At 47.5% G+C, this 24314-nt stretch carries 22 protein-coding genes; 15 read left to right on the plus strand and 7 right to left on the minus strand.

What is annotated here, in order from left to right:
- Positions 1 to 80 precede the first annotated feature (80 nt).
- The 7 genes from cysS (at position 81) to KTO58_RS23330 (ending at position 6213) form a co-directional block, all read left to right on the plus strand.
- On the plus strand, positions 81 to 1583 hold the full coding sequence (cysS, locus tag KTO58_RS23300; RefSeq protein ID WP_095837094.1) for a cysteine--tRNA ligase: 1503 nt from the start codon (positions 81 to 83) through the stop codon (positions 1581 to 1583).
- Between the two features lie 29 nt (positions 1584 to 1612).
- Complete coding sequence (locus tag KTO58_RS23305; protein ID WP_095837093.1) at positions 1613 to 2590, plus strand: M28 family peptidase; 978 nt, start codon at positions 1613 to 1615, stop codon at positions 2588 to 2590.
- 106 nt (positions 2591 to 2696) lie between these two features.
- The gene (locus tag KTO58_RS23310) at positions 2697 to 3302 is read left to right on the plus strand and encodes a DNA-3-methyladenine glycosylase family protein (protein ID WP_095837092.1); all 606 of its coding nucleotides are present in this window, start codon (positions 2697 to 2699) and stop codon (positions 3300 to 3302) included.
- Positions 3299 to 3937: an alpha-ketoglutarate-dependent dioxygenase AlkB family protein gene (locus tag KTO58_RS23315; RefSeq protein ID WP_095837091.1), complete on the plus strand. Its 639-nt coding sequence runs from the start codon at positions 3299 to 3301 to the stop codon at positions 3935 to 3937. Before KTO58_RS23310 ends, KTO58_RS23315 begins: the two co-directional genes overlap by 4 nt.
- Before the next feature lie 71 nt (positions 3938 to 4008).
- Positions 4009 to 4881 (plus strand): hypothetical protein, encoded by an 873-nt coding sequence (locus tag KTO58_RS23320; RefSeq protein ID WP_095837090.1) that lies wholly within the window; start codon positions 4009 to 4011, stop codon positions 4879 to 4881.
- A gap of 58 nt (positions 4882 to 4939) precedes the next feature.
- Complete coding sequence (locus tag KTO58_RS23325) at positions 4940 to 5440, plus strand: hypothetical protein (protein WP_095837089.1); 501 nt, start codon at positions 4940 to 4942, stop codon at positions 5438 to 5440.
- Between the two features lie 38 nt (positions 5441 to 5478).
- Entirely contained in the window at positions 5479 to 6213 is a 735-nt protein-coding gene (locus KTO58_RS23330; protein ID WP_095837088.1) for a DUF4377 domain-containing protein, read from the plus strand.
- 178 nt (positions 6214 to 6391) lie between these two features.
- On the opposite strand, the gene KTO58_RS23335 is transcribed toward KTO58_RS23330, so the two are convergent.
- Together KTO58_RS23335 and KTO58_RS23340 are read right to left on the minus strand one after the other, a co-directional pair.
- Positions 6392 to 6817: a VOC family protein gene (locus tag KTO58_RS23335; RefSeq protein WP_095837087.1), complete on the minus strand. Its 426-nt coding sequence runs from the start codon at positions 6815 to 6817 to the stop codon at positions 6392 to 6394.
- A 72-nt stretch (positions 6818 to 6889) separates the two neighbouring features.
- The gene (locus KTO58_RS23340) at positions 6890 to 7627 is read right to left on the minus strand and encodes a helix-turn-helix domain-containing protein (protein WP_095837086.1); all 738 of its coding nucleotides are present in this window, start codon (positions 7625 to 7627) and stop codon (positions 6890 to 6892) included.
- A 146-nt stretch (positions 7628 to 7773) separates the two neighbouring features.
- On the opposite strand from KTO58_RS23340, the gene KTO58_RS23345 reads away from it, so the two are divergent.
- Complete coding sequence (locus KTO58_RS23345; protein ID WP_095837085.1) at positions 7774 to 8274, plus strand: SRPBCC family protein; 501 nt, start codon at positions 7774 to 7776, stop codon at positions 8272 to 8274.
- A gap of 270 nt (positions 8275 to 8544) precedes the next feature.
- On the opposite strand, the gene KTO58_RS23350 is transcribed toward KTO58_RS23345, so the two are convergent.
- Both KTO58_RS23350 and KTO58_RS23355 read right to left on the minus strand, forming a co-directional pair.
- Positions 8545 to 8913, minus strand: a complete 369-nt coding sequence (locus tag KTO58_RS23350) for an IPT/TIG domain-containing protein (protein ID WP_095837084.1) — start codon at positions 8911 to 8913, stop codon at positions 8545 to 8547.
- A gap of 384 nt (positions 8914 to 9297) precedes the next feature.
- On the minus strand, positions 9298 to 11457 hold the full coding sequence (locus KTO58_RS23355) for a S46 family peptidase (RefSeq protein ID WP_095837082.1): 2160 nt from the start codon (positions 11455 to 11457) through the stop codon (positions 9298 to 9300).
- Between the two features lie 257 nt (positions 11458 to 11714).
- Between KTO58_RS23355 and KTO58_RS23360 the strand changes: the two genes are divergently transcribed.
- The 6 genes from KTO58_RS23360 to KTO58_RS23385 all read left to right on the plus strand — a co-directional run bounded on the left by KTO58_RS23360 (position 11715) and on the right by KTO58_RS23385 (position 17646).
- Complete coding sequence (locus KTO58_RS23360; protein ID WP_095837081.1) at positions 11715 to 12146, plus strand: hypothetical protein; 432 nt, start codon at positions 11715 to 11717, stop codon at positions 12144 to 12146.
- Positions 12147 to 12280: 134 nt separating this feature from the next.
- Positions 12281 to 12886, plus strand: coding sequence for a ribonuclease HII (rnhB, locus tag KTO58_RS23365; RefSeq protein WP_095837080.1), 606 nt, complete (start codon positions 12281 to 12283; stop codon positions 12884 to 12886).
- Positions 12887 to 13033: 147 nt separating this feature from the next.
- Positions 13034 to 14536, plus strand: a complete 1503-nt coding sequence (gene rpoN / locus KTO58_RS23370; RefSeq protein WP_095837079.1) for an RNA polymerase factor sigma-54 — start codon at positions 13034 to 13036, stop codon at positions 14534 to 14536.
- Between the two features lie 140 nt (positions 14537 to 14676).
- Complete coding sequence (locus tag KTO58_RS23375; protein WP_095837078.1) at positions 14677 to 15366, plus strand: hypothetical protein; 690 nt, start codon at positions 14677 to 14679, stop codon at positions 15364 to 15366.
- Positions 15367 to 15594: 228 nt separating this feature from the next.
- Positions 15595 to 16605, plus strand: a complete 1011-nt coding sequence (gene recA, locus KTO58_RS23380) for a recombinase RecA (RefSeq protein WP_095837077.1) — start codon at positions 15595 to 15597, stop codon at positions 16603 to 16605.
- 183 nt (positions 16606 to 16788) lie between these two features.
- Positions 16789 to 17646: a peptidase associated/transthyretin-like domain-containing protein gene (locus tag KTO58_RS23385; RefSeq protein ID WP_095837076.1), complete on the plus strand. Its 858-nt coding sequence runs from the start codon at positions 16789 to 16791 to the stop codon at positions 17644 to 17646.
- A gap of 62 nt (positions 17647 to 17708) precedes the next feature.
- Here the strand turns inward: KTO58_RS23385 and typA are convergent, their stop codons facing one another.
- On the minus strand, positions 17709 to 19523 hold the full coding sequence (gene typA / locus KTO58_RS23390) for a translational GTPase TypA (RefSeq protein WP_095841428.1): 1815 nt from the start codon (positions 19521 to 19523) through the stop codon (positions 17709 to 17711).
- Between the two features lie 239 nt (positions 19524 to 19762).
- On the opposite strand from typA, the gene KTO58_RS23395 reads away from it, so the two are divergent.
- Positions 19763 to 20779, plus strand: a complete 1017-nt coding sequence (locus KTO58_RS23395) for an alpha/beta fold hydrolase (RefSeq protein ID WP_225859887.1) — start codon at positions 19763 to 19765, stop codon at positions 20777 to 20779.
- On the opposite strand, the gene KTO58_RS23400 is transcribed toward KTO58_RS23395, so the two are convergent.
- Positions 20780 to 23020, minus strand: coding sequence for a patatin-like phospholipase family protein (locus KTO58_RS23400; RefSeq protein ID WP_095837075.1), 2241 nt, complete (start codon positions 23018 to 23020; stop codon positions 20780 to 20782).
- Between the two features lie 109 nt (positions 23021 to 23129).
- Positions 23130 to 24185 (minus strand): COX15/CtaA family protein, encoded by a 1056-nt coding sequence (locus KTO58_RS23405; RefSeq protein WP_198315138.1) that lies wholly within the window; start codon positions 24183 to 24185, stop codon positions 23130 to 23132.
- Between the last annotated feature and the right edge of the window lie 129 nt (positions 24186 to 24314).

The raw sequence follows: 24314 nt of genomic DNA on the forward strand, positions 1-24314 counted from the left end.
AAACAATATATTTATATTTGCAATCCCCCCTGTAAGACCAGGGCATCATTAATCGAAACACGTGTTACGAAAACAGTACTATGTCTGAACTTAAAATATACAACTCCCTCCACCGGCAAAAAGAGGTTTTTACGCCATTATACCCGGGACATGTGGGGATGTACGTGTGCGGACCTACCGTATCAGGCGAATCTCACCTGGGTCACGCCCGCCCCTACATCACCTTCGATGTCGTATTCAGATACCTCCAACACCTGGGGTATAAAGTGAGATACGTAAGAAATATCACCGACGCCGGCCACTTCGAAGAAGAAGGCCGCGCCGCAGAAGATAAAATCGCAAAAGGCGCCCTCCTCGAAAAAATCGAACCCATGGAGCTGGTACAGAAATATACCAACCTATACCACTGGGCCATGCTGCAATTCAATTGCCTCGAACCAAGCATAGAACCCACCGCCACCGGCCATATCATCGAACAGATCGAAATGATCAAAAAGATCATCGCCAAAGGATACGCCTACGAAATCAACGGCAGCGTCTACTTCGACGTTAAAAAATACGCCGCCAACTACCAATACGGTATCCTCAGCGGCCGCATCCTCGAAGACATGCTCGAAACCACCCGCGAACTCGAAGGCCAGGACGAAAAAAATAACAAAGTCGACTTCGCCCTCTGGAAAAAAGCACCGCCCGAACACCTCATGAGATGGCCCAGCCCATGGGGCGAAGGATTCCCCGGATGGCATATCGAATGCTCCGCCATGAGCAGCAAATACCTCGGCAAACAATTCGATATCCACGGCGGTGGAATGGACCTCCAATTCCCCCACCACGAATGCGAAATCGCACAAAGCGAAGTAGCCCACGATGAACTCATGGCCCGTTACTGGATGCATAACAACATGATCACCATCAACGGCCGTAAAATGGGTAAAGCGTATAACAATACCATTAAGCTGACAGAGATCTTTTCCGGCCAACATCCACTGCTGGAAAAACCCTACAGCCCCATGACCATCCGCTTCTTCGTACTGCAAACACACTACCGCGGTACACTCGACTTCTCCAATGAAGCACTCCAGGCCGCCGAAAAAGGCCTCCAACGCCTATGGGCAGCCTACGCCGTACTACAACAACTGTCGTACAACAATGCCTCCGGAGAACTCAACAAAGAACTCGACGCCCAAGTCCGCCAATGGTGCCACGAATGCGCCGAATTCATGTCCGACGACTTCAACACCGCCAAAGTACTGGCCAACCTCTTCGAACTCACCCCTGTCATCAACTCCCTAAAAGGAGGCCAGATCAAAATGCACGAACTGAGCGAAGACACCTTCCTCCTCCTGCAAAAAACCTGGAACACCTTCCTGATAGAAATACTGGCCCTCCGCCCGGAATCATTGACAGAAGATAACAACCTCCTGGATGGCGTACTCCAACTGCTAATAGATATGCGCAAAGAGGCCAAAACCCGAAAGGACTACGCCACTTCAGATAAAATACGCAATCAGCTGATCGAGATAGGCGTCCAGCTCAAAGATGAAAAAGATGGCTCCGTGTCCTATACCCTCCAACAGGGATAAACACCAGCGCCAGTAAAGCAAATGATGTTATGCGCAAACTCAGTAGTTTGATAGCAGTCCTGGCAATATATCTCGCCGCCTGCCAGTCAACAGGGAAGAAAGAAGAACAAGCCGGCAACGAAACGCCAGCTACCACCAATAGCATACCCATACCAGCATTCCAGGCAGATAGCGCCTACGCCTACACGCAAAAACAGGTCAGCTTCGGCCCCCGGATACCTGGCACACCGGCACAACAACAATGTGCCGACTGGCTGCTGTCCGCCTTCCGACCTCTCGCCGATACCGTATACGTACAACGTACCACCGTAGACGCTCCAGGCAAAAAAGGCGTCCCTTGTATCAATATCATCGCCACTTTCAACCCGGCAGCCACACAACGTATCCTGCTGCTCGCCCACTGGGACACCCGCCCACATGCCGATCAGGATGCCTTCGATAAACAAAAAACACTCGACGGCGCCGACGATGGCGCCAGCGGCGTAGGTCTCCTCCTAGAAGCAGCCAGGCAGTTCCACCTCCAAAAACCTACCATCGGCGTCGATATACTCCTCACCGATGTAGAAGACATGGGCGTCAGCGAAAATGAAGATAGCTACTGCCTCGGCACACAATACTGGGCCAAAAACCCACACGTACCAGGCTATAAAGCCAACTACGGCATCCTGTTCGACATGGTAGGCGGCCGCGGCTCCCAGTTCTACATGGAAGCCGCCTCCCGCCAATACGCCTATGGCCCCATGAAAGCCTTCTGGGATGTCGCCAACAGCCTCGGTTACTCCGACCTGTTCCGATATGAAAACAATGGCGCCGGCATCACCGACGACCACATCTACGTCAATACACTGGCTAAGATCCCCACCTTCGATATCATCGCCCTCCAAGCCAACGGCGGATTCGCCCCACACTGGCATACACAAAACGATAATATTAGCGTGATAGATCCGCGTACACTCAAAGCAGTAGGCCAAACCCTCCTGCAAGTCATCTACGCCAAGCCTTTCTGATAAAAATACCCGCGTAGTACGGACCCTCAAACCCCGTACTACGCTTACTAACTACCCACTGCTGACACTAAGACGAAATATTGATTCACATCTAATCATTTGTCTTATGTACATCGCACACCTCTCGAAAGATAAGTACCTGGCTACCATCATCCAGGCGCCCTTGCAGGAACTCACGTTGCGCAAGAATATCGCCATGCAGCTCATAGGCGCCATCATGAGCCAGCAGCTATCCGTCAAAGTGGCCAATATCATTTACCAACGCTTCCTCGATCTATACGATGGAAAAGTACCAACACCACAACAGGTAATCGATACGCCCGCACCCACACTACGCGCCATCGGCCTCTCCAATGCCAAAGTCAGCTACGTACACAACGTAGCCCGCTTCGTCATAGAAGAAAAACTGACCGATAAGAAACTACACAAAATGAATGACGAAGAGGTCATCACATACCTCACCCGCATCAAAGGTGTCGGTAAATGGACCGTAGAAATGCTGCTGATGTTCGACCTCGGCCGGGAAGATATCTTCTCCATCGACGACCTCGGCATACAACAGGCAATGATCAAACTATATAGGATCAAAAAAACCAACGATAAAAAAGCATTACGGCTCCGACTGCTCAAGATATCCGCTAAATGGGCGCCCTACCGCTCCCATGCCTGCCGCTACCTCTGGGCCTGGAAAGACATGAAACCCGTCGTATGAGTATAAATAGACAACTACCCTTCTTCCACGAACCGGAACACCAGCTGATCACCTTGCAGGATGGCCTGCTGCACTACTACCCGTCCTTCTTTCCCCCACAGGAAGCAGACAACTGGATGCAACAACTTCTCAACGAAGTCAGCTGGCAACAGGAACACATCATCATCTATGGCAAACAGGTGCCGTTCCCTCGCCTCATGGCCTGGTACGGCGATGCCGGCAGCAACTACGCCTTCTCCGGCAACACCTACTCCCCAAAACCCTGGATACCAGTGTTATCCACCATCCAGTCCCGTATAGAAGCAGTCAGCCACACTACCTTTAATAGCGTGCTGCTCAACTACTACCGGAATGGCCAGGACTCCATGGGATGGCATGCCGACGACGAACCCGAACTGGGCCGCAACCCCATCATCGCTTCCGTCAACCTCGGCGCCACCCGCCGATTTCAGCTAAGGCACAAACAAGACCACCAACGCACCGCCACCGTCGATCTGCAACATGGCTCCCTGCTCATCATGACCGGCCCGTTGCAACATCACTGGCAACACCAGGTACCCAAAACCAAACGACCCGTCCCTGCCAGGATCAACCTCACCTTCCGGCATATCTTCCCCCCTGCGCAGATAGAATAGCGTCTTTACTTAATAACTTTATACCGCAATCATGCAGCATCGTTACTATCCTTTGATTAAAAACATATCCTATGCGACACCCTGTTCTACTGATCGGAAACGATATCAATAACCTGTCTCCCGGCCAAAGCTGGAAAGACCTGCTGCTCGACATACTCGACTTCTCCCACACCCGCGAACGCGTCGAACTCGATCCTAAAAAACCGTTTCCACTACTGTATGAAGAAATATTCCTCACCGGTATCCGCCTCAACCAACTGAAAGAACCGGCGCTGAAAGCCTTCATCGCAGAGAAAACTGGCGCCATCCGCGAAAATGAGATACACGCACGCATCCGCGCACTCGAACCAGCACATATCCTCACCACCAACTACGAATTCACCCTAGAAGGAAAAATCCCTGCCCATCACAACAGCCTCATCACCGAACGTTTCTACAGCATATTCCGCCGGTATAAAGTAGGCCCTACCTACTTCTGGCATATCCATGGCGATTGCAATAACCCCATGAGCATCAATCTCGGGTTCGAACACTATGGCGGCCAGCTCCAGCAAATGCGCAACTACGTAGTCTCCGGCACCACCTACTCCAGCGCCAAAGCACCCAAACTTCCCCTCATCAGACGCCTCCAACACGAACAGCTCAACGGCGACTCCTGGCTCGATTTCTTCTTTACACACGACATCCACATCTTCGGCCTCTCCCTCGACTTCGTCGAAACAGACCTCTGGTGGCTGCTCACCTATCGCGCCCGGCAAAAATTCCAACGCAACACCATCCCCGTCAATAATACCCTCTACTACTACATCCCCTCCACCCTCGTAGCCGACTCTAAATTCAAACTGGATATGCTCGCCGCCAACGATGTCAAAGTAGTAGAAATCGAAGCCCCGGGCAAACTCGAATACTACCTCGAAATACTGCAACGGATCAAACGCATCTGACAACCTCCTTCCTCGCGATAACACCTATCCTTGGCAGGTTTTTTGGTACATAGGAAACATGACACGCAAAATGATTATTCCGCTTTTCAGCCTGGCCATCGCCGCTGCTGCCTGCCAATCCGGGAACACCCAACAGAATGGCAGCAATACAACAGACAGTACCGCACATAATGACACCTCCGCTCAGGCACCACCACCACCAGGTATCCCCCTGCAGCAGTGCTACAGGCAAATTGAAGGCAAAGACACCGCTCTTTTGTCACTGGCCGTCGACAACGAACATGCAACCGGTAAACTCAGCTACCTCCGCTACGAAAAAGATAGTAACAAAGGCACCTTCGATGGTGTTATAAAGAATAATATCTTGCGTGCAGAATATGAATTCATGAGTGAAGGCGTCACCAGCAAAAGAAAGGTCGTATTCAAAAAAGAGGGCGATAAATGGCTGGAAGCCATCCCGTCCAACCTAGATAAAGAAGGACTACCCGTATATACAGAAAAAGACGAACAGCTAAAATTCAACCAGACGCCATTCACCAACATCGAGTGCAGGGACTAAGGTAGCAGATCCGGATCACCACATAAAACCAGCCCCTTATGATCACAAAGCTCGCCATCGCACTGGCAACAGTACTCCTCGCCAACACCTGCAACTCAGGCAAAGGCCTGCAGGAAACCTTACTCATCAAAGAGAACAAAGTACCCTGCACCGGCGTAGGCCCGATGGAATGTATGCAGGTCCGGCACGAACAAGATTCCACCTGGACACTGTTCTACGATAGCATCGAAGGTTTCGACTTCGAACCGGGATACACCTATAAACTGCGTGTCGCCGTCACCAAAGTCGATAACCCACCGGCAGATGCATCCGCACTCCGGTACAAACTGGTCAAAGTCCTGGAAAAAACACCGGCCACCACCGCCACTCCGGCACCCGTACCCGATGGAGACCGGACCAATCCCTGGCGCTTTATCGCCGCCAGAAGATGGGCCCTCATCCAACTGAATGGTAAAACCCTCACCGCTCCTTCAGATATGTGGATCGAATTCGATCCAAACAACATGAAGATCCATGGCAACGGCGGCTGCAACCTCCTCTCAGGCGCCTACGAAAGCTCCGATACAACCATCACATTCCAGCAGGTGGTCAGCACCCGCAAAGCTTGTATCGAACAGGAAGCCAACGAAAGAGAAAGCGCCTTCCTCCGCCTCCTCGATAGCCACACCTATCGCTTCGATGTTGCCGATCAGACACTCAACCTCTACGATAGCGGCAAGATCATACTAATGTTCGGCATGCAGGAAAAACCAGTAGACCCCACCCGGCAATAAAAACACATATAAATAACTGGCAATAAACACACATATCAATAAAAAGACAGGGCCTGAAGTCGTTACTTCAGGCCCTGTCTTTTTACCGTCTTTTATCACCTTAAATATCGCTAGTCTACCATAGCACCTGCCCATGGTAACACCGGTTACCATCGCATCTCTTTACCATAGCACCTGGTTACGGAAACCGTACCTGGCCGTTCGCATCCGGAATAAGATGAGGATTATAAGCCACTTCAAATAAATGCCCTTCCGGATCACGGAAATACCCACTGTAACCACCCCAGAATACATCCTGCGCAGGCTTCACAATAGTAGCACCTGCTGCAGCTGCCGTAGCCAGTACCTGGTCCACCTCCGCCTTATCCACCCCATTATAAGCCAGCGTCACCCCACGAAACCCTTCACCCGCCGCAGGGATCGTCACATCCTCGGCCAGCAGTTCCCAGGGGTACAGCGCCAGCCCCACACCATTATTCAATTGAAAAAAGATAATCTGCTCCTGGCTGGCAGAAGAACAGGTCCAGCCCAATGCTTCATAAAAAGCTTTCGCCCGCGCCAGGTCATGCACACCCAGGGTAATTAAGGTCAGCTGCTGCTTCATAATATTCGTTTTTGTATACGGACAAAGTTAAACAACCTGGCCTCGGAACCGTTTGTAAAAAAACGACAATCCTCAACGCCGCTCACTGGGCGACTGTCCCGCATATCGCCGGAATGCCTTCGTAAAATGAGCATGATCATAATAACCGGCAGCCAGTGCAATCTCCAGTAAAGTACCCCCAGCAGGATCTTTCAACAACCGCTTCGCCGCCAGGAAACGAAAGATCCCTCCCATCTCCTTCGCACTCACCCCCACCTCCCGTAGGAACACCCGCTCAAAACTACGGGGACTCATATATACAGCCTGCGCCAGCGTAGGTATCGTACATTTCCCCTCCGCAGCCCGCAGCGCAGATAAAGCCGCCCATACCCGCTGCGTATCGGGATGCACATCCGGCAAATAAGCCAACAACCACTCCTCCACACAACGAAGCTGCAACGCCAGGTCAGTGAGGCCCGCTAACCGCTCCTGCAACATATAAAACTGCCGCAAAGACAAATCCCGCAACGTATAACGCTGATCCGTCAAAGCCGCCATCGGCAACCGGCAATAAGCCGATAACCCGCCCGGCTTGAACCGTATTCCCAGTAAGGCAGCACCTGGCAAAGCAATCACATCATTGTATACGGTCATCGTACCGATCACCAGCCCATCCCCCGCCAGCATCCCTCCACCAGTATGGAAAATGATATCCGCACAGCTGTCCGGCAATATCCGCAACGCCCTGACCGTAGCCCCGGCATGAGCCGATACCCAATACGCATCCACATATCGCTGCAATAACACAGAGGGTCGAAATTCCTTGTACATACTTTACAAGTCAATGATTATTTAACAATTTCGGTCCACAGCATCCTCCAAACATATGTACCTTTATATAAAGCTTCCTATCAAGAGCCATACACTACACATAACATATTCGCCGCCATAAAAGTAACTACTAATACCCGACAATTATGCATACACAATCATGGAGTCGATTCACGAGGCGTATAGCAATAGAAGCTGCCCCCAAAGCTATCTACGATGCATTTATCATACCGGCACAACTGGAAAAATGGTTCCTCCGGCAGGCAAGATTCATACAACAGGATGGACAACAACGTAAACCGCACCTGCCCGTACAAATAGGCGATACCTACCTCTGGCGCTGGTATGGACACCCCGATGAAATAACAGAACAAGGCACTATACTTGAAATGAATGGAAAGGATCGTTTGCGTTTTTCATTCGGGAAGGCAGGGATCGTAACCATACAGATCCGGCATGAACAGGGAAAATATATATTGGAATTAACACAGGAAGAGATCCCCTTTCACGAACAACCGGAACATAACCTACACCTGGATTGCTCCAATGGCTGGACATTTTACATGACTAACCTGAAATCTATACTGGAAGGCGGCATCGATCTACGCAACAAAGACGAGCAGCTAAAAGAAGTAATCAATGCATAAAACATGGAAGCAGTCATCGATGCATACTAGGAAGTAATCATCGTATAGCGAAAGAAAGTGAGCAATGCATCCTGAAAAAAGTAGCAATGCATAAAAAGGAAAAGGAGGAGTATACAAACAATAAAAGGTAACAAGGAGTACAACATATCCCGGATAGATCGATGCTAGGCATGCGACCATTATGTCATCACTGCTTGGTCTTTCCTATTGAAAGCAACTCCTCCTCGTAGGCCCGTAGTAATGGGTATACTATTCATATGCCCTTACCCGCTAGAAGGCCGCAGAATATGCCAATGCCGGTACGGCAGTGCAATTAAACAATGCTACATCAGATACCTGATCATTAACTGTCACAGTTACACGAACGGTACCTTTACCGATGGCAGGCACTTTCACCAGCAACTGCGTCGCAGACGCGCTGATGATCGTAGCTTCTACATTACCAAAGGTCACCTTGATATCAGCCGCATTCGCACTGAAACCATGCCCTTTGATCGTTACATAAGCACCAGCAGTGGCGGATTGCACAATAGTAGGTAATACATGCGCTGTTTGACGCGCCTGCTGATTAGTCTGACAGGCAGATAGCCAGCAGACCGCAACCGTAATAACGGTTGAGATAATTGTCCTGTAAATCATAATTTTTTGATTTTCTGGGGTTCTTATTATTAAATCACTGTTTCTCCAAGGTTAACTTCATCACTGCACTTACCGGGACAGGCAGTATTTGATAACATCATTTGAAAAGCGGATGCAAAGTTATGACTATTTTTCCGTTTAACAACAAATCAATATGGTTATTCATAAAAATATTTTTTACACACCAGATAGATAAATCTTCCCGACCCTTTATCCAGCCTGCCTTTTCGACGGTTGTTGCCGTTCTTTTCTGATGACGGCACAAAGTAACGAAGGCATCACGCAGCATATCTGCGTAGACGTTACCAAATTGAAAATTGTGGTAAAAAAATATCCCCCGCATGAATCACGCAGGGGATACCTCCTATAAATTAAACATTACAGTTACTGCTTCACCAACTTCAATTCGTCAATAATGTTCTTCGCACCGCCCAGCTTCTCAATACACCATAATACATAACGCACATCTACACAGATCGTACGATTATACACCTGGTCAAACTGTATCTTGTGGCTCAATGCCTCATAGTTACCGTCAAATGCCAAACCGATCAACTCACCATTCGCATTCAACACCGGAGAACCGGAGTTGCCGCCCGTAATATCATTCGTAGTAATAAATGTCACTACTACATCATTACGCTTCGGATCTTTATACTGACCAAAATCTTTCTTGTTGTAAAGATCCACATAGTTCGCAGGCAGATCAAACTCATAATCTCCTGGTTGATATTTTTCCAGCACTCCCTTCATCGTACACACATAATCATAAGATACCGCATCCCGGGGAGCATAAGATTTCACCTGGCCATAGCTCAGACGCATAGAGAAATTGGCATCCGGATACATCTGCTTGTTCGGCTCCATCTCCATAATACCTTTCATATACAAACGACCCAGATCCGCATTCTTCAGCCCGAACTGCAACGCCAATGGCTGGTACTTACCTGCATAATTTTTGATAAAAGCACTGGCATAAGCAAAAGCAGGATCCGTCTGCAGCGTCACTGCATCAGGTTTCGCCACAAACTCCTTCCACTTCGCTTCATTAAAGATGATCGTATTAGACATCAAAGCCGCAGCCCACAAACGATAACTATTGTCATCATCCAACGCACCGAACTTAGCCTTCAGACCATCATAAAACCCAATCGGATGCTGATCTTTCGGAATGTCTGTATAGAACATCTTACAGGTAGCCGCCAATATCTTCTGGTCACTGGCTTTATCTTCCTCTTCCAGGAACGCAGTACGTGCCTTATCAGCCGCCTCTACTGCCTTTTTCACCGCATCAGCAGGTGTGTTCGGCTGCACCAGCGCCCTTTCTACCGCCTGCAGGCTCGCAGCAAAACCGGCTACTGGCGATCCCAGCACCCCTTCGTTCATATACATACGGTGTTTCGCATAAGGAGCCCAGCTCTTATAGATCTTGTCATACTCAGAGAAAATATTCGCATACTCCGGCTTACCGGCAGCCCATTTCTCAAAAGCTGCTTCCTGCGTTTTCTTCTGCTCTAATACATGGTATTTCAACAGCTGCTTGCTCTCACCGTCAAAAAACTTCCAGTAGTTCGCAATAGAGGCATAAGATGAAGCCAGTTTCAACTTCACCGCAGGATTATTCTTCATCTGCTCAAACATCGCCTTCAACCGCACATCACGCAGGTTTACCAGCGAAGGATTCTCCACAGCGGTCTTCAAAGCCACACCAAAAGAACTCTCATAACGGTTAGTCCCTCCGGGATAACCAAAGATCATCGCATAATCATTCTCCTTTACCCCCTTGATAGAAACAGGCAGGAAATGTTTAGGCTTCAAAGGAACATTCTCAGGTGAATACTCAGCAGGTTTTCCATCCTTGGAAGCATACACACGGAACACGGAGAAATCACCAGTATGACGGGGCCATTCCCAGTTATCCGTATCGCCGCCATATTTTCCCACACTCTCCGGAGGCGTACCTACCAACCGGATATCCTTATAACGCTCATATACAAACAATAAATACTGGTTACCACGGAACATAGGCAGCACTCTTGCCTCATAACCAGTACCTTCCGTCGCCTTCGCCACGATCGCACCAGTTACTGACTGCTGCTTTTGTATACGCTCTTGTCCATTCAACCCCTTCAATCCCTCCTCTACCTCTTTCGTCACATCCTCCACACGCACCAGGAACTGTACAGACAATTTCTTCGAAGGTATCTCCTGATCCTTGCTCTTCGCATAAAAACCATCCTTCAGATAGTTATGTTCCACAGAGCTCGCATCCGCAATCGCCTCATATCCACAGTGGTGGTTAGTAAATATCAGCCCCTGGCTACTCACAATCTCACCGGTACAACCACCTCCAAAAATGATGATCGCATCTTTGATAGACGCTTTATTGATACTATACAACTGTTCTTTGGAGAGCTTCAGACCTTTTTTTACCATGTCATTATAGACCTGTTGTCCCAGCAGATAGGGTAGCCACATACCCTCGTCTGCTTTGGCAAATTTTACTGCCAGCAGCAAGAGCAGGACCAATACTTTTTTCTTCATAAAATGTCAGTTAAAGATTTTGTTTTAAAAGAGGGTCAAACCTACTATTTTTTCAGAAAACCCCACGCCTGGAAGGGAACGACGGCGCCACATTTTGAGGAAAGCTATCATATTACAAATAATAAATCTCCCTATAACCTTTCATAACAACATCTTAAGCCTCATCTAAAAAAATGGAACACCTTTTGTAAGGGGAACTTTCACCTTCTCATGGAGGAAACTAACATAGAGCTATTCAATTTTTAAAACATCAGTATATGAAAAAAGCCTTTTTATTATTTGCCGCAACTGCATTCTTTGCCTGCCAGGAAACTCCTAAACAAGCAGAAAAAAAGGAAGAGATGAAAGAAGGCGTGGAGAAAGTAGGCGATAGCATCAAAGAAACCGCAAAAGATGCCGGCGACTACCTGTCCGAAGAGAAAAAACAATTGCAGGACGATCTGGCCCAACGCAAACAGGATATCGATGTGAGAATAGCAGAACTGAAAAAAGAAGGCTCCGCCAAAAGCGAAAAAGCCCGCAAAAAGCTGGAAGCCATGAGAAACGATATAGACAAAAAAATGGAAGAGGTGAAAAACAGTAGCCAGGATGCCTGGGAAAACACCAAAAAAGACCTGAACACCTTTATGAAAAAATCCGATAGCGAATGGACAGAATTTAAACAAGATTTCAAAGAACTGTTTAAATAAATCAATACAGCGCGGCAGCATGACTGTTTCGGTTATACGATGATACTATTCAGCCATTTTTTATTGTACATCCGATTTTTTAAAGTTCAGGGTTCAGCTAAAATCGTATTTTTACCGGGATTAATTTTTCTGCTTTGCTGTTATCATATCATCAACAAGAACTTGTGGAAGCCGGCTGCGATGAAGCCGGAAGAGGTTGTTTGGCCGGCCCGGTATACGCCGCTGCCGTCATACTGCCCCACCGGTTCCGTCATCCGTTACTGAATGATTCCAAACAACTCAAAGCAGCAGAAAGAGACACACTACGCTATGTAATTGAGAAAGAAGCTATTTGTTATGCGGTAGCCAGCGTGGACAATGAAGAAATAGACCGGATCAATATCCTTAAAGCCTCTTTCAGGGCCATGCACCTCGCATTGGAAAAGTTGACCCAACAACCGGGATTTATCCTGATAGATGGGAACCGCTTCACACCATACGCTAATGTGCCACATGCCTGTATCATAAAGGGAGATGGGAAATATGCCAGTATCGCCGCAGCGTCCATACTGGCCAAAACATACCGGGACGAACATATGTCACAACTCCACGAGGAATATCCGCATTTCGGCTGGCAGGTTAACAAGGGATATCCCACCATCCAGCACCGTAACGCAATCCGGCAACATGGAGATACGCCATATCACAGAAAATCATTCCGCCTGCTTCCTGACCAATTAGCCCTGGATTTGGACTTTTGACCTGTGACCTTTGAGTGAAGCACTGTTGTCTTCCGACAAGAAATTACACCGGATTTTACTGAAATATTATGAGTATCTTTTCGTCCACAAAAGACGAGCCATACTTAAACTATTGTATTAATTTTGCCCTGTTAGGGACGTAAGATTATGTTAAAGCAGACACAACAGCAGAAATTATTGCAGAAATTGTCGCCTCAGCAGATTCAACTGATGAAACTGCTGCAGGTCCCTACAGCTAATCTGGATGAACGCATCAAAGAAGAGCTGGAAGAAAATCCTGCGCTCGAATATGGAGAAGAAGATACGCAGGAAGAAGATTTCAATAATAATAATGACGCTGCAGAAGATTTTAATACGGCAGAAGAAGGAGAAGACGACTTCGATCCCGATGGCAGCGAAAATGAATACGATAATATCGATATCTCAGAATATGTAAGCGAAGGCGACGACGATATCGCTGACTATCGCCTGCGGGATGATAACTATCCCGACCCGGACGAAAACAAAACCATCCCCGTAAGAGTAGAAACATCCTTCCACGAACACCTGCTGGGCCAACTGGGCATGCTGGAACTGGAAGACCGTCAGGCCCGCATCGCACAACAAATAATCGGTAGCATCGACGACGATGGATACCTCCGCCGCGAAGTAAGTGCCATCGTAGATGACCTTTCCTTCTCCCAGAATGTCAGCACCGACGAGGAAGAAATCAAAACCCTGATCAAAAGGATACAGGAATTCGATCCCCCCGGCGTATGCTGCACCGACCTGAGAGAATGCCTCCTGCTGCAACTGAAACGAAGAGATCAGGACGACCCGGGCGTGCAAACAGCCACCCACATCCTGGAAAACTACTTCGACGAATTCACCAAAAAACACTACGAGAAAATTCAAAAAGCCCTGGGCCTCAATGACGAAGGATTAAAAGACGCGATCGGTCAGATCATACGCCTCAATCCCAAACCAGGTGGCAATTACGCTACCCTCAATAAAGCAGAAAGCTACGTCGTACCAGACTTCTTTATTTTCAATAATAACGGCAAACTGGAACTCACACTCAATTCCAAAAATGCCCCCGACCTCCGCATCTCAGAAGGCTACAAAGAAATGCTCCGCGAATACGATCGCGGTGATAAAAAAGATAAACGCCAGAAAGAAGCCGTCCTCTTTATCAAGCAAAAGATCGATGCCGCCAAATGGTTCATCGACGCCATCAAACAACGGCAACATACCTTGCTGTCCACCATGCAATCCATCATGGGCTATCAACACGACTTCTTCACAACAGGCGACGAAACCACGATGAAACCAATGATCCTCAAAGACATTGCAGACATCACCCAACTGGATATCTCCACCGTCTCCCGCGTAGCCAACAGCAAATACGTACAAACAGAGTTCGGTACCTTCAAACTGAAATTTTTCTTCTCTGAATCACTCTCCACCGACAGCGGTGAAGAAGTATCCACCAGAGAAGTGAAAAAAATACTGTCCGACCTGATCGAGTCCGAAAACAAACGTAAACCGCTCAGCGACGAACACCTTACCAAAATGCTGCAGGACAAAGGCTACAATATCGCCCGGCGCACCGTGGCAAAATACCGGGAACAACTCAACATCCCTGTAGCCCGCCTCCGAAAAGAACTTTGATCTTTTTTTAAGGGTACTGCCGCCTGCCGCTTCAGTACCCTTTTTTCATATCATATCCTCCCCGTTATATTTTCTTTCCCCCGGACAGCAATACTGAAAATATCCGATCTTTGCGGGCATCAATTAATCCGGAAACTTACATGGAAAGACCAGCAATGCACATCGTACCTCCTTCTGAAGAAACACCCTCGTTCCCTGCTTCCATAAGAACAGTCGCTCAGGTGATCTCCTACGTACTGCACCCCCTGTTCATTCCTACTATAGTGACCTTCCTCGTATTACAGGCAATGCCCGAATACTTCGTGACCTTCAAACAGGAAAGTATACGGCTCCCCTTCGATACCCTCTATTTCCGCGTCATCAGCATCAGCCTGGTATTCCCCCTGCTAGTAGTATTACTCTCCCGCCAATTGGGCTTTGTAAGCTCTATCTACCTGCAGTCCCAACGCGACCGGATTATCCCCTATGTCGGCACCGTGATCTTCTACTTCTGGGCTTTCTACACATTCAAACGCCAGGGCATAGCCCCTCCGTTCTTTAACGCATTTTTCCTCGGTACCTTCATCGCCATCATCGCGTCCTTTATCGCTAATATATACCTGAAGATCAGTATGCATACCATCGGCTGGGGCGGCGTCATCGGCTTCCTGCTCTCCCTGATGTGGGGCATGCATATGAATGTTACCTTCCCATTGATCATTACCTTTTTCGTAGCAGGCATGGTCGGTACCGCCCGCCTCATCCTGCACGCACACACCCGCCCGGAAGTAAATGCAGGCTTTATAGTAGGCATCGTCTCCCAGCTGATAGCCTATGCCATCATAGGATAACAGCGGCTTTTTTAGATTTTTTCCGGACAAATAACCCTGCGCATATTCAGTGCGCAATGGCACCTGATCTTTGTATTGTCATCGGGAATGAAGGGACTAAACCACAAAAATCGATTCCGGGTCAAATACTACAGGTTTTAGCAAAATAGAAACAATGCTAAAATTTTTAGGAAAATAAAAAATTACATCATAACTTAGCACACCGTTAAATTTATAAAACTAACTACTATGTCTACAGCTAATACTGACAAACTCAAAGCACTGCGTCTCACCATGGACAAGATCGAGAAAGATTTCGGAAAGGGATCTGTGATGATGATGGGAGAGAAAGCAGCAGATGCAATGGAAGTAATATCCACCGGCTCTCTGGGCCTGGATATAGCGCTGGGTATCGGAGGCCTTCCCAAAGGCAGGATCATTGAAATATATGGACCAGAATCTTCCGGTAAAACGACAATAGCCATTCATACAATCGCAGAAGCACAGAAAAAAGGCGGCATCTGCGCAATAATAGATGCGGAGCATGCCTTCGATAGCAGCTACGCACAAAGATTAGGAGTAGATGTAGACTCCCTCCTGATCTCCCAACCCGATCATGGTGAACAGGCCCTGGAAATCGCCGATCGCCTGATCCTCTCCGGAGCAGTAGATGTAGTCGTGATAGACTCCGTAGCTGCCCTGGTACCTAAAGGTGAACTGGAAGGTGAAATGGGCGAAAGCAAAATGGGCTTACAGGCACGCCTCATGTCCCAGGCCCTGCGTAAACTGACCGCTACCATCGCCAAAACAAACTGTTGCTGCATATTCATCAACCAGCTACGTGAAAAGATCGGCGTAATGTTCGGTAACCCCGAAACAACCACCGGCGGTAATGCACTCAAATTCTACGCATCCGTTCGCCTCGACATCCGCCGTATGACACAGATCAAAGACGGTGACGAAGCAGTAGGTAACCGCGTAAAAGTTAAAATAGTAAAGAATAAAGTAGCGCCCCCATTCCGTCAAGCCGAATTCGATATCATCTTCGGATATGGTATCTCCAAAACAGGCGAACTGATAGATATGGGCGTAGAATACGGCGTCATTCAAAAGAGTGGCAGCTGGTTCAGCTATGAAGGCAATAAATTAGGACAAGGCCGTGATGCAGTAAAACAACTCCTCACCGACAATCCTGAAGTGGCAACCGAAGTGGAAGTGAAAATTAAAGCCAAAATAGCCGAAAAACAACAAGAAGCTTAAAACGACATACACAGTTAGTTACAGTTATATATGTTTAGTTTTAGTTAAGCATTGGGTTAGTTAGTATTCCTACATCCCTGCCTTCTCCTGGGCGGGGATTTTTTTTGACCATACCCACCACTACCCTACTTTTCCCTACCCCCCAGTGCGCTTATTCCTTAAATTTCCCGTAGCATTGCACCCATGTGCTATATATCTCCCATATTACCATCGACACCATCTATCCGGGTCAAAATAATACTAACAATACTGTTGTCTTGCTGCCTCTTACCCGCAATCGCCCAATTACATCTCAAAGGCACCCTCATCCAGCCTGGCCCACGTAATATCCCCTTCGCCAACATCGGTATCTCACAAAAAGATCAGGGTACCATCTCCAATGCCGAAGGAGAATTTTCACTACAACTCCCTTCCTCCTGCCTGCACGATACCATCACGCTATCATGCCCAGGATATTTCATACAACAAGTGCCCGTGAGTGACATGATCATCAACCGTACCGGCATATACATCCTGTATCCCAAAGAAGAAGAAACGGTTTCCGTATCCATCAGCATGAACCCTGACCTGGATACCAGTGGCATAAAAGATCCCGCCGGGAGCTCCCGCATACCCGCAACCTCCAATTCCTCCTCCGACATCTTCGAAGTAGCCCAACTCATAAAAATGAATGGGAAAGAAGGACAGGTCAACAGCGCACATCTTTTCCTCCAGTTACAACAACCGGATATACTCACCTTCCGCATCAATTTCTATCAGATAGAAAATGGCATGCCGGGCAAACGGCTGATCGACAAAAACATCATACTGACACAATCAATCTCCAATGGCTGGTTCGATATAGACCTGAGCAACTATAACATCCTGTTGTCCCAGGATTGTTATATCAGCTACGAATACCTACCCACTGCAGCTGGTAGCACCCGTCCCTTTGCAATTGACACCCGGAAAAACGGCACACTTTCCGTCAGGAAAAGCAGCCACGGGCGCTGGCAGCAAAAAAAAGGCACCCCTACCGCATATGTAGAGATCAGCTATTAAAGACAAAAAAGCAAGCCGGTCTGGGACCCAGACCGGCTTGCATATAACGAAGTGCTATAAACCTATTTTACCTCTTCTGCTTTCATCATCTTAGCAGATTTCTTACGCTCTTCCTCATCCAGGATGGTCTTACGCATACGGATGTGGTTAGGCGTTACCTCGATACACTCATCGTGCTGGATATATTCCATACACTCTTCCAGTGTCATCAGGATCTTAGGAGCAATGTTAGTAGCCGCATCACTTCCGCTCGCACGCATGTTGGTCAGCTTCTTACCCTCGTTGGCATTTACTACCAGGTCACCCGGTTTATTGTTCTCACCAATGATCATACCTCTGTACACCTCTTCTCCTGGATCTACGAAGAAAGAACCTCTATCCTGCAGTTTGTCCAGAGAATAACCAGTGGTAGAACCCGCTTCTTTCGCGATCAATACACCGTTGTTACGACCAGGGATCGGGCCTTTCCAGGGTTTGTAATCGCTGAAACGGTGCGCCATTACTGCCTCACCAGCAGTAGCAGTCAACATTTGCGTACGCAAACCGATCAGACCACGGGAAGGAATATCGAATTCCAGGTGTTGCATTTCACCTTTAGTCTCCATGATCAGCATCTCACCCTTACGACGAGTGACCAGGTCGATCACTTTGCTGGCGAATTCCTGCGGTACATCTACTACTAATATCTCATATGGCTCACATTTCTTACCATCCACATGTTTTATCAATACCTGCGGCTGTCCTACTGTCAATTCATAACCTTCACGACGCATTGTTTCGATCAATACACCCAGGTGAAGGATACCACGACCGTATACGAGGAAAGTATCCGCATTGTCAGAGTCAACTACACGCAAAGCCAGGTTCTTTTCCGTCTCTTTCACCAAACGATCACGTAAGTGACGGGAAGTCACGAACTTACCATCTTTACCAAAGAACGGAGAGTTGTTGATACCAAACAGCATGTTCATGGTAGGCTCATCTACACTGATGATCGGCAGTGCTTCCGGGTTTTCCGCATCAGCAATGGTATCACCAATGTTGAAATCTTCCAGACCCACTACCGCACAGATATCACCGGCCACTACCTCCGTTACTCTCTTCTTACCAAGCGCTTCAAATACATACAGTTCTTTCACGCGGGACTTCTTGATAGAACCATCTGCTTGCATCAAAGCAATCGGCTGGTTCTCACGGATCTCACCACGGGTTACTTTACCTACCGCAATACGACCGAGGAAAGAAGAATAATCCAGTGAAGTAATCTGCAGCTGTAAAGTACCTTCGCTCACTTTAGGCTCCGGTACATATTGCAGGATACCATCCATCAGCGGAGTAATATCTTCACTTTGCGTCAGGGAACTGTTGAACCAGCCATTTTTACCAGAACCATAGAAGGTAGGGAAGTTCAGCTGCTCTTCAGTAGCATCCAGGTTAAAGAATAATTCGAATACAGAATCATGTACCTCATCCGGGCGACAGTTAGGTTTATCAACCTTGTTGATCACCACAATAGGTTTCAGATGCAGTTGCAATGCTTTTTGCAACACGAAACGTGTCTGGGGCATCGGACCTTCAAAAGCATCTACCAGCAGGATCACACCGTCCGCCATTTTCAATACACGCTCTACCTCACCACCAAAGTCGGCGTGGCCTGGGGTATCGATCACATTGATCTTGGTACCCTTGTACTCCACAGATGCGTTCTTACTAAAGATGGTGATACCACGCTCCTTCTCCAGGTCGTTGCTATCCATGATCAGGTCACCGGTCTCCTGGTTAGCCCGGAAAACGTTCGCCTGATGAAGGATTTTATCAACCAATGTCGTTTTACCGTGGTCTACGTGCGCAATAATTGCGATATTACGAATATTCATATGCTTAACTATTTCGTCGTCAGCTTTTAAATTTTTCATGGCCAACAACTACGAAAAGAAGGCGCAAAGGTACGAAAACCAGCCGAGATTGAAGGAAAGAGGCTTTAAATAAATGTAATCATTTGACGCCTACCCCACTTGCCATCTAATATAGACTGGAAATCAGCGGATTAATTATCCAGGATACTTTTCAGGCATCACATTTGCTGCCAGGAAACCACATCAATCGCCATTGCCCGATGAAAGTCCGTTCTACGATGCACCGCCATATACTGGCACTATTAATCTTACTGTTACTCCACACCGCCCTCATCGCCCAGAAGATTACCCCAATGGATGCTGTACTGAGTGATTATAACTATCCATATCCGGTACACTTCTTCTCACTCAAAAGCCAGGGTCAGGAACTGCAAATGGCTTTTATGGACGTACAACCGACCCAGCCAAATGGGAAGACCATACTACTGCTACATGGCAAGAATTTTTGCGGTGCTTATTGGGACAGCACAGCAGCCGACCTCTCACAGGCCGGATACCGGGTCATTATACCAGACCAGATCGGCTTCGGTAAATCCTCTAAACCACCACGCTTACAATATACCTTCCAGCTATTGGCTGAACAGACGAAGGCCTTGCTGGATAGCCTTAAAGTGCCTAAAACAGCTATTCTCGGACACTCTATGGGTGGTATGCTGGCTACCAGGTTCACCTTGATGTACCCCGGGCTGGTATCTGCCCTGATACTAGAAAATCCTATAGGACTCGAAGATTGGAAACTTAAAGTCCCCTATCAATCCGTCGACAAATGGTATTCCTCCGAATTACAACAGGACTATACCAAGATCAAACAATATCAACTCGACAATTATTATGCAGGAAAATGGAAGCCGGCATTTGAGAAATGGGCTACACTCCTGGCGGGATGGACAGTAGGCCCGGACTATGCACAGGTAGCCTGGAACGCCGCTCTCACCTATGACATGATCTTCACACAACCTGTGTGCTACGAATTCAGTCAGATCAAAGTTCCCACCTTGCTGATCATCGGACAAAGGGATCGTACCGCTTTGGGAAAGGCCAATGTATCCGATGCCGTCCGTAAAACAATGGGAGATTATCCAACATTAGGTAAAGAAACAGCGCAGCAGATAACACATGCGAAACTGGTACCGCTGGAAGGAGTCGGCCACCTGCCACATATTGAAGCCTATCAGGCATTCATTACTCCGTTATTGGAATTTTTACAGGCGAATTGATCAGCGCTTTTTTTCGCGCATTAACTGCATAATATAGTTGAAAGCACTGGTGTTGGCAGGGTTTTCCAATGCAATAGCAATGTCTGCTTTTTCCCTGCTGGTAAGATGCCAGCTTAGGGCAGCTGCTTTACTTTCTTGCTGAGGCACATACTGCAGGATCACCCGGTGAAATTTATCAGGAAAATATCCTTCTACGTAGTTAATCAGGTGATCCTGACTAAAGTCCTGCATCGCACTCCAATGCTGTTGCATGGTAAACAAAGGTTCGAACATGAGATCGCTCAGTCCTTTTGTTTTTTTAATCGCAGCAATATCGTTTTTACGTGTATCTCTCACCTGCAAAAAGATAACGCCGGCAGTATGCGTATTGATCCAATCCCGGAAAGTATACAGAAATCTTAAGGATGTCTGCTGACCGAAGTTATCCCGGATGCCTGCATCCATCACATCTACGATCGGCGTACTCGGCAAATATACATTTGGAAGTACATACGGGAAAGTGGCACACATGCGGATAGCACTCGTCACCCGCAGATCCATAGCTCCTTGCACAGCAAAATACTGCGCAAAATCCACCCCATCCACATCCCGTATAGGTCGGGTCGGAAATTCATATTCCGGCGCACATAAATAGCTCACCGGCTGCGGGGAAATCAACAACCGACGCCCATCAGCGTTGATAGTAGCATTCCATACCAGCATTGGTATCAAGGCTTGCTGTTCGGGTAGCTGATATTCCCGCAATGTTCTCTCCAATACGTGCCCTGTATTTGTATTCAGCTGGCGTTCAAATGCATATCCGCGATCCTTCGCGTAATGATTGTTACCAATACGAAAAGTCCGGAAAGGTATGATGAAGTCATTCACAGCCATTGCAGAGAAAACAGAATTAAGCAGATCTTTTGAGATACGGGCAGTATAAGCAGTATCATTCAGTTGGATCGGAGCGCCTTGCTGTTTGCGGTAATACAGTTCCCTGAAATAAGTAGCGCCCATCATACCTCCGGAGGCACCCGTCATCAAAACCGTATGTTTCATCAGGTCGCCTGCCATCATACTATCCAATCGCTGCAAAACATTCATACTCCACGTTGCGGCACGCGACCCCCCGCCACTGAAATTCATCACTACCAGCATAGGCTTCTCTCCTTTCGGAAAATGAGAACGCCAGTTCTCCAATATCTTCCGTGTTTGCTCAGTATCATTATCCGCCCGTTCCTTGGTAAAAAAGTCCTGTAGCGCACTGGCACTATATTCCGGCCGCTCCTTCTTCATCCGGTAACTTAGGCCATACGCCTTATTACGGTTATCCACCCAATCATGCTCCACCATCCAGTTCAGCGCAAACAAGATCACCAGCAACATAGGTATAGCCCAGCTCTGCAACACATAAGCATATGCACCAGCAATGCCTATAAGAAAAGCAAAGAACAACATCACACTGGCGCCCGCCGGTATACGAAATACCGTATAGTCCATCATAAAGGCCAGTATAACCAGGAATACCAGCGCCAACCCTACCGTGATCATCGCTGCAAAATGGTGCTGCTTCAGAATACTATCCAGGTAATGTTTGTTATAGTGGTCCACATTCCTTGCTCTCCGTACCTTCCAGGGTGTATTAAAGTAGTTGTGGACAGGCAATGCATTCTCATCCGGCTCCTGTGTCGGCTTCAGCACCATCTTCAGGAAGTTGCGGGTATTACCGAATTTCCGCTCCAGCCGCCGTCCTATATTTTTATCCGCATTAAAAAAATAAAAGAAAGAAAAGAAGATCACAAAAAGGTATCCACAAACAAAACCTTCCGCCAGCAGCAATATCTCGGGAAAGCTGCTTAGCTGTTGGTAACGCTGATATTCCCATCCCCGGAATAACAGACATAGCAAAAATGCCAGCGGAATAATGGAATTGTTCAAACAGTATTTGAAAAACGGCTGTGTGGTGGTGGCAAGAAATTTAAACCGGCCCGTATGCAGGATAAAGGTCGTAATATGCCAGCTCATGGTAAAGATACCAGCAGCTATGCCTAATATCGTTGTACTGTAAAAGTTTACATTCCCCAGGTATTCCGGGTCCAGGTACAACGCGTCTCCACCAAATACTTTGGCAAAACCACCATTGATCGTACTAAACAGGATCAACCAGAATATCAGCAATACCTGATACTTGCGAAAATGCAACAGTAGCAACTGTATAGGGAATGAATAGTAGATCTTGACCAACAGCAACTTCGCTTTCATGAATCTTTAGTTGCAATAAACTTACGAAAAATAGCCGTAGTTATGAAGCAGGACTGCATTAAAACAAAAGGCCCCCACTGGTCATCTTCCAGGGGAGGCCCATTCAACATCATAAATATCCGACAGCTGGAGCTTTTTGTGTGAGGTAAAAAGTCCATACCAACGACAATAACAACAACATACCTACAAACTGGTGCAAAATACCGTAAGAGATAGGGATATGCACATCACTGTTGAGGATCGTGAGTACTCCTAGCAGCACCTGTAGTAAAACCAGCAACAACGGCAGATACCTTACACGATGTAACAGGCTGCTCTCCGGCGTTTGTGAGGCTTTCCACCACCATAAAGCCACCAGTAGGGTAATAAGGTAGGCAAGCCCCCGGTGAATGAATTGTATGGTAATATGATTATGCGTAATGTCTGTCACAAAACCTCCTTTAACAAACATGCCGCCGGGCACCCACATGCCATTAATATCCGGCCAGGTATTAGCACTGAGTGCAGCATGCAACCCCGCCATAAAAGCACCGTAGATCAGTTGCACAGTCAGCAGGCCTAACAACCATACGTTCAGTTTGCGTAGCCCGGGAACATTCAGTATCTCACTACGTGGAACACTGAGTTTCATGGCAAACCATAAAACATAGCATAATAATATCAGTGCGGCAATAAAATGTGCCGCGAGACGAATATGACTTACGTATAAATTCTCTTCATTCAGCCCACTTTTTACCATGATCCAGCCTACCGCCCCCTGCAACGCCCCCAACACAAATAATATGATCATGGGATTCACCATCGTCCGGTCTATCTTCCGCCTTATCAGGAAATAAATAAACGGGACCGCAAACACCAGACCCATCAACCTGGCCCAGTCACGATGTAGCCACTCCCAGAAGAAAATAAACTTAAAATCAGAGAGCGTAAAGTGATTATTCACATATTTGTACTGCGCTATCTGCTGGTACTGTTCAAACGCCTTTTGCCAAGCTTGCTCATTCATCGGCGGCAAAGCACCTAGTATTGGCTTCCACTCCGTAATAGATAACCCCGATCCGGTTAACCTGGTCAGTCCCCCCAATAGCACCTGTACGATGATCATCCCGACTCCTATATAAAGCCAGATCGCTACCGGCCTGTGATTTGACGTCATTTTTTCCATAAGCGCTGCAAAATTAAGTATCAAATGCGAAACTGACGCCCGGGAAGGGATAAAAAACTACATAACAAACCCGTTCTGTAGTATCCCCTCTCTGATAAGGTCAAAACAATCGATATAAAATTTTTAATT

Source organism: Chitinophaga pendula (genome assembly GCF_020386615.1).
GTDB classification, from domain to species: Bacteria; Bacteroidota; Bacteroidia; order Chitinophagales; family Chitinophagaceae; genus Chitinophaga; species Chitinophaga pendula.

What these genes read in the sequence shown, in the direction of transcription:
- KTO58_RS23405 (WP_198315138.1), bottom strand. Translation starts at nt 24,185, where the DNA reads ATGGAAAAAATGACGTCAAATCACAGGCCGGTAGCGATCTGGCTTTAT.
- KTO58_RS23325 (WP_095837089.1), top strand. Translation starts at nt 4,940, where the DNA reads ATGACACGCAAAATGATTATTCCGCTTTTCAGCCTGGCCATCGCCGCT.
- rpoN (WP_095837079.1), top strand. Translation starts at nt 13,034, where the DNA reads ATGTTAAAGCAGACACAACAGCAGAAATTATTGCAGAAATTGTCGCCT.
- typA (WP_095841428.1), bottom strand. Translation starts at nt 19,523, where the DNA reads ATGAATATTCGTAATATCGCAATTATTGCGCACGTAGACCACGGTAAA.
- KTO58_RS23305 (WP_095837093.1), top strand. Translation starts at nt 1,613, where the DNA reads ATGCGCAAACTCAGTAGTTTGATAGCAGTCCTGGCAATATATCTCGCC.
- KTO58_RS23340 (WP_095837086.1), bottom strand. Translation starts at nt 7,627, where the DNA reads ATGTACAAGGAATTTCGACCCTCTGTGTTATTGCAGCGATATGTGGAT.
- KTO58_RS23335 (WP_095837087.1), bottom strand. Translation starts at nt 6,817, where the DNA reads ATGAAGCAGCAGCTGACCTTAATTACCCTGGGTGTGCATGACCTGGCG.
- KTO58_RS23375 (WP_095837078.1), top strand. Translation starts at nt 14,677, where the DNA reads ATGGAAAGACCAGCAATGCACATCGTACCTCCTTCTGAAGAAACACCC.
- recA (WP_095837077.1), top strand. Translation starts at nt 15,595, where the DNA reads ATGTCTACAGCTAATACTGACAAACTCAAAGCACTGCGTCTCACCATG.
- KTO58_RS23345 (WP_095837085.1), top strand. Translation starts at nt 7,774, where the DNA reads ATGCATACACAATCATGGAGTCGATTCACGAGGCGTATAGCAATAGAA.
- KTO58_RS23395 (WP_225859887.1), top strand. Translation starts at nt 19,763, where the DNA reads ATGAAAGTCCGTTCTACGATGCACCGCCATATACTGGCACTATTAATC.
- KTO58_RS23360 (WP_095837081.1), top strand. Translation starts at nt 11,715, where the DNA reads ATGAAAAAAGCCTTTTTATTATTTGCCGCAACTGCATTCTTTGCCTGC.
- KTO58_RS23320 (WP_095837090.1), top strand. Translation starts at nt 4,009, where the DNA reads ATGCGACACCCTGTTCTACTGATCGGAAACGATATCAATAACCTGTCT.
- KTO58_RS23355 (WP_095837082.1), bottom strand. Translation starts at nt 11,457, where the DNA reads ATGAAGAAAAAAGTATTGGTCCTGCTCTTGCTGCTGGCAGTAAAATTT.
- KTO58_RS23350 (WP_095837084.1), bottom strand. Translation starts at nt 8,913, where the DNA reads ATGATTTACAGGACAATTATCTCAACCGTTATTACGGTTGCGGTCTGC.
- cysS (WP_095837094.1), top strand. Translation starts at nt 81, where the DNA reads ATGTCTGAACTTAAAATATACAACTCCCTCCACCGGCAAAAAGAGGTT.
- KTO58_RS23330 (WP_095837088.1), top strand. Translation starts at nt 5,479, where the DNA reads ATGATCACAAAGCTCGCCATCGCACTGGCAACAGTACTCCTCGCCAAC.
- KTO58_RS23385 (WP_095837076.1), top strand. Translation starts at nt 16,789, where the DNA reads ATGTGCTATATATCTCCCATATTACCATCGACACCATCTATCCGGGTC.
- KTO58_RS23310 (WP_095837092.1), top strand. Translation starts at nt 2,697, where the DNA reads ATGTACATCGCACACCTCTCGAAAGATAAGTACCTGGCTACCATCATC.
- KTO58_RS23400 (WP_095837075.1), bottom strand. Translation starts at nt 23,020, where the DNA reads ATGAAAGCGAAGTTGCTGTTGGTCAAGATCTACTATTCATTCCCTATA.
- KTO58_RS23315 (WP_095837091.1), top strand. Translation starts at nt 3,299, where the DNA reads ATGAGTATAAATAGACAACTACCCTTCTTCCACGAACCGGAACACCAG.